The organism is Pseudomonas synxantha BG33R (assembly GCF_000263715.2).
Taxonomy (GTDB): Bacteria; Pseudomonadota; Gammaproteobacteria; order Pseudomonadales; family Pseudomonadaceae; genus Aquipseudomonas; species Aquipseudomonas synxantha_A.
Window position 1 is genome coordinate 1,163,978 of sequence record NZ_CM001514.1, and the last position, 14,590, is coordinate 1,178,567.

Genomic DNA, 14,590 nt, shown 5'->3' on the forward strand with positions numbered 1-14,590 from the left:
GCCTGCGATAACGCGCCCTGGGTACTTGTGGTTTTTGTAATTATTTTGTTACATTTTTTCCCGCGGTAAAAACAATAAGAACACTCCACAACCCGTCGGAACACCACCTCCTTGATTCGACGAACGTTTTGAAGACCTGTCTAGGGTTTTCACCGTGACCCTGCCTATTACAAAAGCCCGATACATCGCTCATTGATGACGCACATATCCAAAGGGAAAGGAAAATGGACGTAGCAGGTAATGGCTTCACTTTGTCGCAACGCAAGCACGCCACTCGTTTCAAGCAGATACCCCTGACACCTATCGCACTCGGCCTGGCCCTCTGGCTGGGCCAGGGCTCATTGGCCTGGGCGGACGACAATCCCTACACCTCCCAGGTACTGGAGTCGGCATTTCGCAAAGCCGTCGCCTCCTTCGGCTCCGACACTGAGGTGTACAAGAACCTGCGGTTTGCCTACGCGGATATCGTCGACCTGGCGGCCAAGGACTTCGCCGCCCAGTCCGGCAAGTTCGATTCGGCCCTCAAGCAGAACTACGAACTACAGCCTGAAAACCTCACCATCGGCGCCATGCTCGGCGATACACGGCGACCGCTGGACTACACCTCGCGCCTGGATTACTACCGCAGCCGGCTGTTCAGCAACAATGGTCGCTACACCACCAATATTCTCGATTTCTCCAAGGCCATCATCGCCAACCTGCCGGCCGCCAAGCCCTATACCTACGTAGAGCCGGGTGTGAGCAGCAATCTCACTGGGCAACTGAACGCCGGGCAATCCTGGGCCGGCGCGACCCGTGACTGGAGCGCCAACGCGCAAACCTGGAAGACCCCGGAAGCCCAGGTCAACTCTGGCCTGGACCGCACCAACGCGTATTACGCCTATGCCCTGGGCATCACCGGCAAGGGTGTGAATGTCGGCGTGCTGGACTCGGGCATCCTCACCCGGCACTTCGAATTCCAGGGCAAGAATGCCCAGGGCCAGGACCGAGTGCAGGCGGTGACTTCCACTGGCGAGTACTACGCCACTCATCCGCGCTACCGCCTTGAAGTGCCCAGCGGCGAGTTCAAGCAGGGTGAACATTTCAGTATTCCCGGTGAGTATGACCCGGCGTTCAACGATGGCCACGGTACGGAAATGTCCGGTGTGCTCGGCGCCAATCGCAACGGCACCGGTATGCACGGCATTGCCTTCGATGCGAATATCTTTGTCGCCAACACAGGCGGCAGCGACAACGATCGGTACCAGGGCTCCAACGACCTCGACTACAACGCGTTCATGGCCAGCTACAACGCCCTGGCGGCGAAGAACGTGTCGATCGTCAACCAGAGCTGGGGGCAAAGCTCGCGCGATGACGTGGAGAACCACTTTGGCAATGTCGGCGACAGCGCCGCGCAAAACCTGCGGGACATGACCGCCGCCTATCGCCCGTTCTGGGACAAGGCCCACGCCGGGCACAAAACCTGGATGGACGCCATGGCCGACACTGCACGGCAAAACAGCTTTATCCAGATCATCTCGGCGGGCAACGACAGCCATGGTGCCAACCCTGACACCAACGCGAACCTGCCGTTTTTCAAGCCGGATATCGAAGGCAAGTTCCTCGCGATCACCGGCTATGACGAGACCAGCGCCCAGGTCTACAACCGCTGCGGCACCTCGAAGTGGTGGTGTGTAATGGGCGTATCGGGCATCCCGTCTGCCGGGCCTGAGGGCGAAATCATCCCGAATGCCAATGGTACCTCCGCGGCGGCGCCGAGCGTTTCCGGCGCCTTGGCCTTGGTGATCCAGCGCTTTCCCTACATGACCGCCAGCCAGGCGCGGGATGTGTTGCTCACCACCTCCAGCCTGCAGGCGCCGGACGGTGCGGACACGCCCGTGGGCGAGCTGACGGGAGGGCGCACCTACGACAACCTGCAACCGGTGCATGATGCCGCGCCGGGAACGCCGCAAGTGCCGGGTGTGGTCAGCGGATGGGGCCTGCCCAATCTGCAAAAAGCGATGCAAGGGCCGGGGCAGTTCCTGGGTGCCGTGGCGGTGGCCTTGCCTACCGGTACCCGCGATATCTGGGCCAACCCGATTTCCGATGAAGCCATTCGCGCCCGCCGTGTGGAAGACGCTGCCGAGCAGGCCACCTGGGCGGCGACCAAGCAGCAGAAGGGCTGGCTCAATGGCCTGCCCACCAGTGCCTCGGCCGATGATCAGTTCGAATACGAGATCGGTCATGCACGGGAGCAGGCGACGCTCACCCGTGGCCAGGACTTGCTCACCGGCGCCACCTACGTCGGTAGCCTGGTCAAGTCCGGTGACGGCGAGTTGGTGTTGGAAGGCCAGAACACCTATTCAGGTAGCACCTGGGTGCGCGGAGGCACATTGTCGGTGGACGGTGCGTTGACCTCTGCCGTGACGGTGGATGGCAGTGCCGTGGGCACGCGTAATGCTGACAATGGCGTAATGACCACAGTGGGCGGCACCCTGGCCGGCAACGGCACGGTGGGCGCCCTGACCGTCAACACTGGCGGGCGCGTGGCGCCGGGGCATTCGATTGGCACGCTGCGTACCGGCGACGTGACCTTCAACCCTGGCTCGGTGTATGCCGTTGAAGTGGGGGCCAATGGCCGCAGCGACCAGATCCAGAGCAGCGGCGTGGCGACCCTCAATGGCGGTGTGGTGAACGTGTCCCTGGAGAACAGTCCCAACCTGCTGTCCGCCAGCGAGGCGCGCAGTTTGCTGGGCCAGCAGTTCAACATCCTCAGCGCCAGTCAGGGTATCAATGGCCAGTTTGCGGCGTTCGCGCCCAACTACCTGTTCATCGGCACGCAACTCGCTTACCAACCGAACCAACTGACCCTGGCGATAGCGCGCAACCAGACCACCTTCGCCAGCGTCGCGCAAACCCGCAACGAACGGGCTGTGGCGACAGCGGCCGAGACGCTGGGCGCCGGCAGCCCGGTTTACGAAAGCCTGTTGGCTTCCGATTCCGCTGCACAGGCTCGGGATGCATTCAAGCAATTGTCGGGGCAGCTGCATTCGGATGTTGCGGCGGCGCAAATGGCCGACAGTCGATACCTTCGCGAAGCGGTCAATGCTCGTCTGCAACAGGCCCAGGCCCTGGATTCCAGCGCGCAGATCGATAGCCGTGACAACGGCGGCTGGGTGCAACTGCTCGGTGGGCGCAATAACGTCAGCGGTGACAACAACGCCAGTGGCTATTCTTCGTCCACCAGTGGGGTATTGCTGGGGCTGGATACCGAGGTCAGCGACGGCTGGCGCGTGGGGGCGGCGACCGGTTATACCCAGAGCCACCTCAATGGCCAGTCGGCTTCGGCGGACAGCGACAACTACCACCTGTCGGTGTATGGCGGTAAGCGCTTCGAGGCGATCGCCTTACGCCTGGGCGGCGCTACCACCTGGCATCGTCTGGATACTTCGCGGCGGGTGGCTTACGCCAACCAGTCGGACTATGCCAAGGCCGATTACAATGCGCGCACCGACCAAGTGTTTGCCGAGATCGGCTACACCCAGTGGAACCCATTCGAACCCTTCGCCAACCTCACGTACCTGAACTACCAGAGCGACTCGTTCAAGGAAAAAGGCGGCGCCGCTGCCTTGCACGCCAGCAAGCAAAGCCAGGACGCGACGCTCTCTACGGTGGGCCTGCGTGCGCATACGCAGTTGCCGGTCAGCTCCACCTCGGCAGTGACGTTGCGCGGTGAGCTGGGTTGGGAGCATCAGTTCGGTGATACCGATCGCGAAGCCTCGCTGAAGTTTGCCGGCAGCGACACTGCTTTTGCCGTTAATAGCGTGCCCGTCGCCCGGGATGGCGCGGTGATCAAGGCCAGTGCGCAAATGGCCTTGACCAAAGACACCCTGGTGTCGCTGAACTACAGCGGCTTGCTGTCCAACCGCGGTAACAACAACGGGATCAACGCCGGGTTTACCTTCCGTTTCTGACCCTGCACTGGTGCCCTGTGGCGAGGGAGCTTGCTCCCGCGCCACAGTCATCTATGGAATAAACAGCCCTGCGCAAATTTGACCCACAGGTTTACAATCTCTGCTCCTGATCAGGAGTATTGCTGTGCTGACTCATCTCGATTCCCAAGGTCGTGCCCATATGGTCGACGTCACCGACAAAGCCGTGACGTTCCGTGAGGCCGTGGCCGAAGCGCGGGTGCGCATGTTGCCCGAAACCCTGACAATGATTGTCGATGGCGCCCACCCCAAGGGCGACGTGTTCGCCGTGGCCCGCATTGCCGGGATCCAGGCGGCGAAAAAAACCAGTGACTTGATCCCCCTGTGCCACCCGCTGATGCTCACCGGGGTCAAGGTCGAACTGCGCGCCGATGGCGTGGATGCCGTGCATATCCTGGCGCGCTGCAAGCTCTCCGGCCAGACCGGCGTGGAAATGGAAGCCCTGACGGCGGCCAGCGTCGCCGCGCTGACGATCTACGACATGTGCAAGGCGGTGGACCGTGGCATGACCATCGAAAGTATTCGCCTGCTGGAAAAGCTTGGCGGTAAAAGCGGGCATTTCAAGGCGGACCAGATATGAGCATCAACGTATTGTTTTTTGCGCGTTACGCTGAAGCGGTAGGCTTGGACTCTCTGGAGATGGAGGGCGATTTCGCCACCGTCGATGCTGTGCGCCTGGCGCTGGCCGGTGACCCGGAGTTTGCAGTGCTCAACGAGAGCAGCCTGATGTGCGCACGCAATGAAGAACTGTGCGGCCTTGATGAGCCGGTGCAAGCGGGTGACGATGTCGCGTTTTTCCCGCCCGTGACCGGAGGCTGAGCATGGCCATTCGTGTGCAGGTCGAAGCCTTTGATCCGGGCGCCGAAGTCAACGCCATGCACGCGGCCAATGTGGGCGTAGGCGCGGTGGTGAGCTTTGTCGGTTACGTGCGTGACTTCAATGACGGACGCGATGTGTCTGGGATGTTTCTGGAGCACTACCCGGGCATGACTGAAAAGGCTTTGGCCAAGATTGCCGTTGAGGCTGAGCAGCGTTGGCCGTTGCTCAAGTTGGAGGTGTTGCACCGCATTGGCGCCTTGGAACCGGGTGAGCCGATTGTGTTCGTGGCGGCGGCCAGTGCTCATCGGCAGGCGGCGTTTGACGCCTGTGCGTTTGTGATGGATTACCTGAAGACGCGGGCGCCGTTCTGGAAAAAGGAGAACACCAGTGAGGGGGTTCGTTGGGTGGATGGGCGAGACAGTGATCACGCAGCGGCGGATCGCTGGAAATCATAGGCGTTGCCGCGCTTTTAACCGATAGCGATATTTAAAATAAATCTATAGAACTGTCAGATCTGACAGTTGTTCCGCCCCTCTTTGCGGGTTCTGATGATCTCAGGACTTACTTAATGATGGGGTGGGACATGGTCACACAAGCAAGCAAATGTCGTTTGTCGAAGTTCAGCATCAGTCGTCCCGCCAATACGCAAGCGGCTAATGGGCTCTATGCCAACGGACGCCATCAATGTGAAGTCCTCATTGACGTTGTTAAAGAAATCAGTGGCGTAGGCGACGAGTGGGTCCGTGTGCGCTTGACTGATGAAGAGCGCGCCAGTGTTACCGTTGTCGAATGCTCAGAACATGGCAATCAAACCCTCACACCCGGGTGGAGCTGCGATGTAGAAAAAAATCAATTCACGCTTGGGCTTTGGCGGGATAAATCACTGCCGCTGGAGCCGGGCAACGACTTGGAAAAACGTCTTGAGCGTTCATTGGAGGAACCTATCAAGCGCTATTTACGTTGCGCTCCGGACGCACCCATCGGGCCAGCAGTATTTATGGCGTGTGTGACCATAGATAGTTGTGTTTACACAACTTACAGCTTTAAGCGCGACGCCGTTTTTGAGTCTTTTATCACGATTAACCCTGTTCGCCCAATGAGCTGGGATGCGGACGATATGGATCTTTATGTGGATTATCTTGCCTACTCCAGTGCGCCTCCTTATCGCACCTTGGTGGATGTTTACTACTGGACCCCACCAGGAGGCTTGTGGGTAGTAAAAAATATGGGTTTTGATAGCCCGCTGGGTTTGCCGGGGGAGGGTAAGGATTTTCAGAGCGTTTTATCGTGGCATTCGCCTATCGATAACACTACTTCAAGCAGGGTAGGAACCTTTATAAACAAGGATGAGCTCGACTCGACACTTCATCTGCATGAGATTGATGCAGGGCTTCCTGCACCCTCTCCCGATCCCTTAATCCCGTTTAACAAAAGAGCGACTGTGCTGCGTGCGATCAGGTTGAAGTCCCCACTGGTGCCTGAGAATCGCGACGCGAAGAGTTATTGGCGGGTGTTGGATAACTATGGCACTGAGCAAAAATTTTTAGTGAAACACACAGATCCACTGAATCTTCCTGGCGTTCCTTTTTTTAAATTGACCGGCGAGATCGTTCGGACCCTCAAGCTCATTCTTTTTAAAATCATGTTGCCCGGTGGCAGGTCCGTTACCGATGAGCTGTATGCCAATGGGCGTCATCAATGCAAGGTGGTCGTTGAGGTTGTTGTTGAACAACTGGATGCTGGTGGGTATTGGATACCTGCCAGGCTGTCGGATGCGGAGCGTAATAGCTTGACCATTACGCTCTACTCGCCAAATGTCAATGAGCCGCTTCCTGAAGGTTGGAGTTGTGATAAGGAGAAGAACATTTACGATACGGGTCTATGGCGTACACGTATCGATGAGGTAAGGCCGGATCAAAAACCAGAGGTCGTGGCTGGGCACGCTCAGCGACAAGTCGAGATCGTAGAGCGCTATTTACGTGTGGATCCGAGTGTGCCCATCGAAGAGCGCAGATTCATGGCGTCAATCGAATTAGGTGGGGTGACGTACACCACTAACTACAGTGATGATGATGTTGCCTTTGACTCGTATGTAACGATTCGCGCAACACTACCCTATGCGTTGTCAACGAGCCAGCTTGTCGAGTATGTCGATAATGATGCTTATAGTGATAATCTGTGTGATGTCGATGTTTATTATTGGACACCCCCGGCGGGTTTGCGATTTCTTGTAAATAGAGGTCTTGACTCCCCTGCGTCAATTCCTGCTGAAGGATGGAATTTTCGCACCTCCTATTTTACAAGAAACAAGCAAAGTTCATTTGCAAAGGGCGGGGTGGTGATTAATAAAGATACTGTTAATGCTTCAGTTTTGATAGGGGATATTTTTAGCGGACACCCCAATCCATCCGGAGATTCTGTCAGGTTCAATCGGCGATCGACAATAATGCGAGCTGTTCGTTTTTGTGGGGAATATAATATAACGGGTAGCAGGGATAATAATAGTGTTTGGCGCTTGTGGGATAATTACGGATGCGAACATGTTTTTCGAATTGAGCAATTATATGACGGAGATAAGCTTGGTTTGACGGATGTTTAGAGTGTTGTGGGTTTTTGCTTTCTCTCATTCTGGATTCTACGTTAAGTGTCGGAGTCAGATATGGATGTTTACTCTCAAGCCTTTAATTTCCGCTCTTACTTCGGCGGCGCAGTAGACCCACGCACCGGCCAATACGGTTGTCGAATTCAGTTGGCCACCTTGTACCCGCAAGGCCCGCTGGAGATCAGTAGAACGATCGCGCTGTCATTCTCCATGCTGAATAACAAAGTGGGTGTTTATGGAACCAGTTGGAGCATCAGCAACACCGAGTTTGACAGCACCCTTTCGCGGCTCACACTGCTCACCGGCGAACAATTTAAAACCCAAAGCCTGCCCCCAGTTGGAGGAACGCTGCTGATCAAGGACCGCAAGCTTAAGGACCTGGTAGTCAAACGACCGGATGCCACGACGCTTCATGTGATTTACAAGGACGGTACCGTCGAGATATTGAAGCGTACGGGCAGCACCACGCCCTATCGTATTGATGCTATCCAGTTTGAAAACGGTGAGCGTCTGAAGTGGGAGTACGCGCCGGGTGGTTCTCTTGAGCGTATTCTGGATCATGATCAGCAAGTGCTGCTGTTGTTGACCTACTCCAACGGGCGCTTGGTACGTAGTGATACGCGAGTCGACGGAGGACGTTATGCGCGTATCGCCTTCACTCAGTCGAATGGTCGACTGACCGGTTTCACCGCCCCTTATGACAGTCGCGAGTCGCCTCCCAGTGCAAACTATGTATTGGAGTACGGACAAGCTTTTCGCAACGGCATGATTGCGATCCGCCGGGTGCGCCCACCGATGGGGGGTGATGAGTTGATCAACTATGCTGAAAACGGCCATCAGTATGCCAATGGTCAACACATCCCCCGCGTCACCAGTTGGGTCCAGACACCCGCTGCCGGCCAGCCCGGCATGTCACGTACCTATAGTTACAGCCCGGGCAGGAATTTCACCGGCTATCCCTTTTCAGGCGGTTTTCGTGAGGGCGAGGATAATCTGTACCTCATAGGCAGTGACTACAACTATTGGACGGAAGAGACCCGCATCGATGACATAACCAGTAAGACAACGCTGAGCGTTACGCGTACCACTTACAACAAATTCCACCTGCTGACCGAGGAGCAGGTCCTGCGCGAAGGCACCCGGACTACCAGGACCATTGAATATAACGTGTGCCCAGGGCTCTTTCCGGCGCAGCCTCCCAACCTCCAGCTACCCCGCGTTATCACGACCAGTTATGCGCTGGTGGCGGGAGGCGCGGAGCGGGTGGTAAAGGTCGAGATTGAGACTGACGACTACGGTAACGAGCTAAGCCGTACCGAGGACTCCGGGGTGCGCATTGAATACAGTTATTACTCCAAAGACGGAGAACTGGGTAAGTGTCCGGCCGACCCCCATGATTTGTTCCCGCGCTATGTCAAGCAAGAGCGTCTTATCCCCGCCGGGGGCACGCCTGCCGTCCGATTCACCGAGTACACCCATACCCGTGTGCAGCATACGGATAACAGCTATTTTGTCATGCCGGAGTCGGTCACTCAGGCTGGCGCATTCAGCACACAGCAAACCTACTACGACGCGCCTGCCGAGCTGGCTGGCCGGTTGAAAAGCACCACGTCTACCGTTGATGGCCAGGTGTTAGTCAGCAATTACAGTTACACCGTCACAGGCGACACGCTTAGCGAAACCTGTCGGCTGTTGGGGCGTGAGGGCCACTGGCTGGAATCAGTGCGCACGCACTCTCTGGTCGACAGGCGCCTACTGTTGATGAGCCGGGATGGAGGGGCAACGCTGGTCACCGCGTACGATGTTGCAGGACGATTGACGGCGCAAACCGCTTCGCCAGGTGAGCCGCAGCAGGCCAGTCGTAGTTTTGTTTATCACTATGCAGCGCCAACGAAACGCGCTCATTTGGTGATGACTGATGCACAAGGCCGCAGTACCGTCACTTACTTCGACGGGGCGGGGCGGCCGGTCGCCGAGGCGTTGTTGCTGGAAAACGGTGCAAAGGAGCAGCCCCTCGGGACTTGGCGCTATGACGCCCTTGGGCAAACGGTGGAACGGACTCATATTGATTATCTGCCGGATGGCGAGCGTGTATTGACCACGCGCTACGCTTATAACGCGTGGGGCAACGCCTGCCGTGTAAGCCGTGCCGATGGCAGCGTGGCGATCGATGAATATGACCCAAGGCTGCACCTGCGTGTAACGGGGGTCGAAGGCGGCGAGCGCCTGGAAACCTATCTGAATGCTCATCATCAGCCGTTCCTGGTGAACCAGGTGGACGCCCTCGGGCAGATTACCGAAGTGCAGTCATGCCTCTATGACGGCCTGGGGCGCTGCCTGTCACGCGTGGACGTGGACAAGCATCGCATCGATTACACCTACGACCTGTTCGACCGCATATTGACCACCCTCCACACGCCTTCGGATGGCAGCCCTGCGCGGCTGCGCACGGTGGCCTACGCGCGTGGAACCAGCGAGTCGCTGCCCAGTTCAATCAGTATCGATGGCAAACAGGTGGGGTCGCGCACCTACGACAGCCTGGGGCGTTTGACTGCTCAGTCCAGGGGCACGGCACCCGCCACCACTTGGCACTATGAGACAAACTGGACCGAACCTGTCGCCGTGGTCTCGGGCAGTGGGCACCGTCAGCAATGGACCTACGACAAGGAGTTGGGCACCCCGAGCACGGTCAAAATGTCGGGGCACACGGATAGGCAGTACCGGCATGATCCGGTCAGTGGTCAGCCGACCTATTCAGAGAGTGGCACGCTCAAACATGAGTTGTTCCATGATGTGAACGGCTACCCGGAAAAAGAGATACAAACGGTCCTCGGTATGGCACTGGTCACGCAGTATGGTTATTCAATCGGCGGGCGTATGTTGCAACACATCTCGGATGATGGGCAGCGTAGCGAGTTTGAATATGACTCCATGGGCAGGGTTTGCACGATGACTGCTGGGACGGTAGTCATTGAACAGCGCTATGACATGTTTGCGCGACCTGACGTACTGACCACTCGCTACGCCGATACCGAGGTGGTCACGCAGGTGAGCTACGACCCCTTGGGGCGGGAGGCGCAGCGGCGCTTTTTGCACAATGGCGTGCTGCTACACATCATCAGCAGCACTTATCATCCCAACAGCCTGCTGGCCAGTCGCATCGTGCGTGACGCAGCCTCTGAATTGGTGATGGGGGAGACCTTCACCTATGACGCCTTCCTGCGGCTCAAGACTTACAAATGCGAGGGGCGTGAACATCCCCAGGACTCGCTGGGGCGCGACATCGTTGGGCAGCAATTTTGCTTCGACAGCCTGGATAACATCACGCACGTCGTGACGACTTTCGCTGACGGCGCGCAGGACATCAGCGAGCGGTTTTTCACCGACGCAGACCCCACGCGCCTGACCCGTGTGACCCACTCCAACCCGTTGCAGGATGATGCCCTGACCTATGATGCGGCGGGTAATTTGACCGGGGGGCCAGCAGGGCGAACTTACACCTACAACGGCTATGACCAGTTGACCTGCGTGCAGGAAGGTTCCCTGCAGTGCAGCTACCAGTACGATGCCGAGTCTCGACAAGTCGTGGCGACACGTGACAATGAATCACCGGTGGTCATGGTCTATGCGGGGGATCATCTGGATAGGTTGGTGCAGGGCAGTAGAAAACTGCGTTACTTCAACGTCGGGGGCCAAGTGCAGGCGCGTACCGGTGGCGTCGAGGGGCCGCAGCTGCATCTGAATGACGGGGCCGGTACCGTGCGCGGCGTGGTGGAACCTGGGCAAGCGCCTGTGCAGCGTCATTACGCGCCGTATGGCGAGGGCCAGGTTGTGCCGCAGGACGGCAGTGTGCGATCGATGGCGGATCTGCAACTGCCGGCGTTTAACGGCGAGCGTCTGGATGCGGCGGCAGGCCTTTACCATTTGGGTGCGCGTGCCTACGACCCGGGCTTGATGGTGTTCTTTTCGGCTGATCCATTGGCGCCTTTTGATGAGGGTGGGATTAACAGCTACGCCTACTGCGCTGGTAACCCGATCAACCTCATCGACCCGAGTGGGCTTTTTCCAAAGTGGCTGTCTTGGGTGCTGACCGGGATTGCGCTGGCCTTATCGGTGGTGGCGTTCAAGGTTGCAGTGGTCGGGATGGCGGCGGCGCTCGCTAAAGGGGCGGTAAAGGCGGCAAATATTCTGGGCGTCATCGCTACGGGCTCTAGCTCGGTAGGCGGCACGCTGGGGATTACAGGGCTGAGTATCGAGGCCGTCGACAAGCAAATGGGGTGGGATCGTTCGCAGCACATCAAGAACCTTGGATGGGCATCTTTCGGGTTTTCTACGGTAGGCGTCGTTGCCGCGGTCTCGATCTCTGTCAATGCTGGGATTATCGCTTTCAAAAGCGCGGCGTCCTCGGCCTCCGAAAAAACCACGGGCTTACTTTCCAGTCAATTGGGCAGCGGGCTCGTTGCGGCCGGCAAGAACGCGGCAGGGTTATCCTACTCGCTCGCTGTGCCAGCCAGGGTAACCACTGCCAGTCAACTATTCGGTGCTACCCGCGCGGTACTCCGGTGGACTAACTTCGGTCGTGGCTTGGATGCGCGAACCAAGAGCCTGCAAGCTCAGCCGTCGGCCGACGACGAGCAGTCACAGCGCCAGCAGCAACCACAGCCGCGCCCCATAAGCCTGGGGCTGGCAGACATGCCGGGGAGCAGTTTTCAGTTCTATGGGGAATTTCGAAAAGAGGCCATGCGTATTCGTCAGCCTGTCTGGAGTGACCTGGGCGATAGTGACTGATCTGGACAAGGCAGTGGGCGCATAAAAAATGCCAGTCAGGCTCGCTGACTGGCATTGGTTCAACCTTACGGTCGCTTGCGTTCTACAGGACGCAGCAAATGCGTCGGCGGCGTCTCACAGCTGATCTTGCGCCCCAGCAGCGTCTCGATCGACGGCAACTGATACGAGTCATCTTCCCCGGCAAAGCTGATCGACACACCCGCCGCCCCGGCACGGCCGGTACGGCCAATGCGGTGCACATAGTCGTCCGGCACTTCCGGCAGGGTGAAGTTGATCACGTGGCTGATGCCGTCGATGTGAATACCGCGACCGGCCACGTCGGTGGCCACCAGCACGCGGATCTTGCCTTCGCGGAAGCCTTCCAGGGTTTTGATGCGCTTGTGCTGCGGCACATCGCCCGACAGTTGCGCAGCATTGACGCCGTCGCGCACCAGGCGTTCTTCGATGCGGCGCACTTCGTCCTTGCGGTTGGCAAAGACCATCACGCGTTCCCAGCCATTGTCGTTGACCAGGTTGTAGAGCAGCTTGTACTTGTCGGCACCGGCCACGGCGTAGATATGTTGCTCGACGTTTTCACTGGCAACGTTCAGCGCCTCGATCTCGACGATCGACGGGTCGGTGGTCCACTGTTTGGCGAGGTTCATCACGTCTTCGGTGAAGGTCGCGGAGAACAGCAGAGTCTGGCGCTCGGTTTTCGGCGGCGTCTGGCGAATGATCTGGCGTACTTGCGGGATAAAGCCCATGTCGAGCATCCGGTCGGCTTCGTCCAGCACCATCACTTCGACCATATCCAGATGCACGTCGCCGCGCTGGTTGAAGTCCAGCAGGCGGCCTGGAGTGGCGACCAGGATGTCGCAGTGACGGGCTTCGAGGTGCTTGAGCTGCTTGTCGAAGTCCATGCCGCCGACAAATGTCATGACATTGAGGCCGGTGTACTTGGTCAGGTCGGCGGCGTCCTTGGCGATCTGCACCACCAGCTCCCGGGTAGGGGCGATGATCAGGGCGCGCGGTTCACCCATGTAGCGTTCCTTGGGCGGCGGCGTTTGCAGCAGCTGGGTGATGATCGAGATCAGGAACGCGGCGGTCTTGCCGGTACCGGTCTGGGCGCGGCCGATGGCGTCTTTGCCGGCCAGGGTGAAGCCCAGCACCTGCGCCTGGATCGGCGTGCAGTACGGGAAACCCAGGTCCTGGATGGCGTGCATCAGTTCCGGGGCCAGCTTGAAGTCGTGGAAGCGGGTTTTGCCTTCCTGGGGCTCGACGACGAAGTCTTCGAGTCTCCACGGGGTCACCGGCGGCTTGGGCGCGCGCTCGCGACGAGGTTTGGCCGCAGGTGCTGGGGCGGCCTCAGCAGGCGTTACCTGTTCAGGCGGCGTCACCGTGGGTTTTTTCGGTGAGGCGGCAGGCGTAGTCCGGCCAGGCTGTGGACCGTCATTGCGGTTGCCGGGCTTGGGGGCAGGAGCACTGGGAACAGGCGCGAGCGGCTCAGCCTCGCTTTTGCCGAACATCTTCTTGAGTGCTTTGAGCACGGTCATCTCATTAATTGGTTAAGGAATGTACGCCGGCCAGTGTAATGCAAGAATCGGGCGCGGCGTAGTGCGTCTGTCATACGGCTACATAAACGCGGGTTTCAGCGCAGGCGTTCAGCCAGCCAGGTGCCGATATCGCGTATCTCTTCGGGTAACACTTCGTGGCCCATTGGGTATTCCTGCCATGTCACGGTGACACCACGGCTCTTTAAATGCTCGTAGGCGCTACGACCCATGGCGTTCTGGACGACGTCGTCGTACTGGCCATGCAGGCAGAGGGCGGGAATGCGTTGCTGGCTGGCGGACAACTCCAGCTCATCGTCAAAGGTCGGTGCATACGTGGAGAGGGCAATTACGCCACCCAATGGACCCTCCGAGTGTTTGAACGCCGTGTGGAAAACCACTGCGCCACCCTGGGAAAAACCCGCGAGAAAAATTCGCGAAGCGTCTATTCCGGTTCTCTTTTGTGCCTCGATCAAATCCGTGACCATTTTGGCCGAGGTTTCCAGTTCTTCCAGGCTGATCGAACGCGCCGGGCTCATGGCCTTGATGTCGTACCAGCTCGGCATCTCATAACCGCCGTTGATGGTCACCGGACGAGTGGGCGCCTGGGGCAAAACGAAGCGGGTGGTCAGCAAGCTTTCCTGCAGCGCCTCGGCCACCGGCAGGAAGTCGTAGCGATCGGCACCCAGGCCATGCAACCAGATAACGCAGGCGTCTGCGGGCTTGGCGGGCTGAAGAATCAAGGGGTCGGTCATGTCTGCTCCATATATGTGCGCACGCTTGGATTGGGGGCATCGGGACGGTGCGCGACAGGTTGATCTGTTAAGAGAATGTCGCAAGGTTGAATCTTTTACCACTGAACAGGACGGGCAGCGACTCGG

At 58.3% G+C, this 14,590-nt stretch carries 8 protein-coding genes; 6 read left to right on the forward strand and 2 right to left on the reverse strand.

Translation table 11 applies throughout. The annotated features are described in order from the left end of the window. Positions 1 to 224 precede the first annotated feature (224 nt). The 6 genes from PSEBG33_RS21845 to PSEBG33_RS21820 all read left to right on the forward strand — a co-directional run bounded on the left by PSEBG33_RS21845 (position 225) and on the right by PSEBG33_RS21820 (position 12,180). Entirely contained in the window at positions 225 to 3,953 is a 3,729-nt protein-coding gene (locus PSEBG33_RS21845; RefSeq protein ID WP_005785027.1) for an autotransporter domain-containing protein, read from the forward strand. A 124-nt stretch (positions 3,954 to 4,077) separates the two neighbouring features. Further along, on the forward strand, positions 4,078 to 4,551 hold the full coding sequence (moaC, locus tag PSEBG33_RS21840; RefSeq protein ID WP_005785030.1) for a cyclic pyranopterin monophosphate synthase MoaC: 474 nt from the start codon (positions 4,078 to 4,080) through the stop codon (positions 4,549 to 4,551). Then, positions 4,548 to 4,790: a MoaD/ThiS family protein gene (locus PSEBG33_RS21835; RefSeq protein ID WP_005785032.1), complete on the forward strand. Its 243-nt coding sequence runs from the start codon at positions 4,548 to 4,550 to the stop codon at positions 4,788 to 4,790. The genes moaC and PSEBG33_RS21835 overlap by 4 nt, the downstream gene beginning before the upstream one ends. A gap of 2 nt (positions 4,791 to 4,792) precedes the next feature. Then, positions 4,793 to 5,245: a molybdopterin synthase catalytic subunit MoaE gene (gene moaE / locus PSEBG33_RS21830; protein WP_005785035.1), complete on the forward strand. Its 453-nt coding sequence runs from the start codon at positions 4,793 to 4,795 to the stop codon at positions 5,243 to 5,245. 128 nt (positions 5,246 to 5,373) lie between these two features. Continuing rightward, positions 5,374 to 7,389, forward strand: coding sequence for a hypothetical protein (locus PSEBG33_RS21825; RefSeq protein WP_157264115.1), 2,016 nt, complete (start codon positions 5,374 to 5,376; stop codon positions 7,387 to 7,389). Positions 7,390 to 7,449: 60 nt separating this feature from the next. After that, entirely contained in the window at positions 7,450 to 12,180 is a 4,731-nt protein-coding gene (locus PSEBG33_RS21820; RefSeq protein ID WP_005785039.1) for an RHS repeat domain-containing protein, read from the forward strand. 65 nt (positions 12,181 to 12,245) lie between these two features. Here PSEBG33_RS21820 and rhlB read toward each other — a convergent pair whose 3' ends face one another. Together rhlB and PSEBG33_RS21810 are read right to left on the reverse strand one after the other, a co-directional pair. Beyond that, positions 12,246 to 13,712 carry an ATP-dependent RNA helicase RhlB gene (rhlB, locus tag PSEBG33_RS21815; RefSeq protein WP_005785041.1) on the reverse strand — a complete coding sequence of 489 codons (1,467 nt, stop codon included), beginning with the start codon at positions 13,710 to 13,712 and terminating at the stop codon, positions 12,246 to 12,248. Positions 13,713 to 13,807: 95 nt separating this feature from the next. Beyond that, on the reverse strand, positions 13,808 to 14,464 hold the full coding sequence (locus tag PSEBG33_RS21810; protein ID WP_005785043.1) for an alpha/beta hydrolase: 657 nt from the start codon (positions 14,462 to 14,464) through the stop codon (positions 13,808 to 13,810). Positions 14,465 to 14,590: the final 126 nt, after the last annotated feature.

Coding starts and splice junctions, on each gene's coding strand:
- PSEBG33_RS21845 (WP_005785027.1), top strand. CDS start 225: ATGGACGTAGCAGGTAATGGCTTCACTTTGTCGCAACGCAAGCACGCC.
- PSEBG33_RS21835 (WP_005785032.1), top strand. CDS start 4,548: ATGAGCATCAACGTATTGTTTTTTGCGCGTTACGCTGAAGCGGTAGGC.
- moaE (WP_005785035.1), top strand. CDS start 4,793: ATGGCCATTCGTGTGCAGGTCGAAGCCTTTGATCCGGGCGCCGAAGTC.
- PSEBG33_RS21825 (WP_157264115.1), top strand. CDS start 5,374: ATGGTCACACAAGCAAGCAAATGTCGTTTGTCGAAGTTCAGCATCAGT.
- PSEBG33_RS21820 (WP_005785039.1), top strand. CDS start 7,450: ATGGATGTTTACTCTCAAGCCTTTAATTTCCGCTCTTACTTCGGCGGC.
- rhlB (WP_005785041.1), bottom strand. CDS start 13,712: ATGACCGTGCTCAAAGCACTCAAGAAGATGTTCGGCAAAAGCGAGGCT.
- PSEBG33_RS21810 (WP_005785043.1), bottom strand. CDS start 14,464: ATGACCGACCCCTTGATTCTTCAGCCCGCCAAGCCCGCAGACGCCTGC.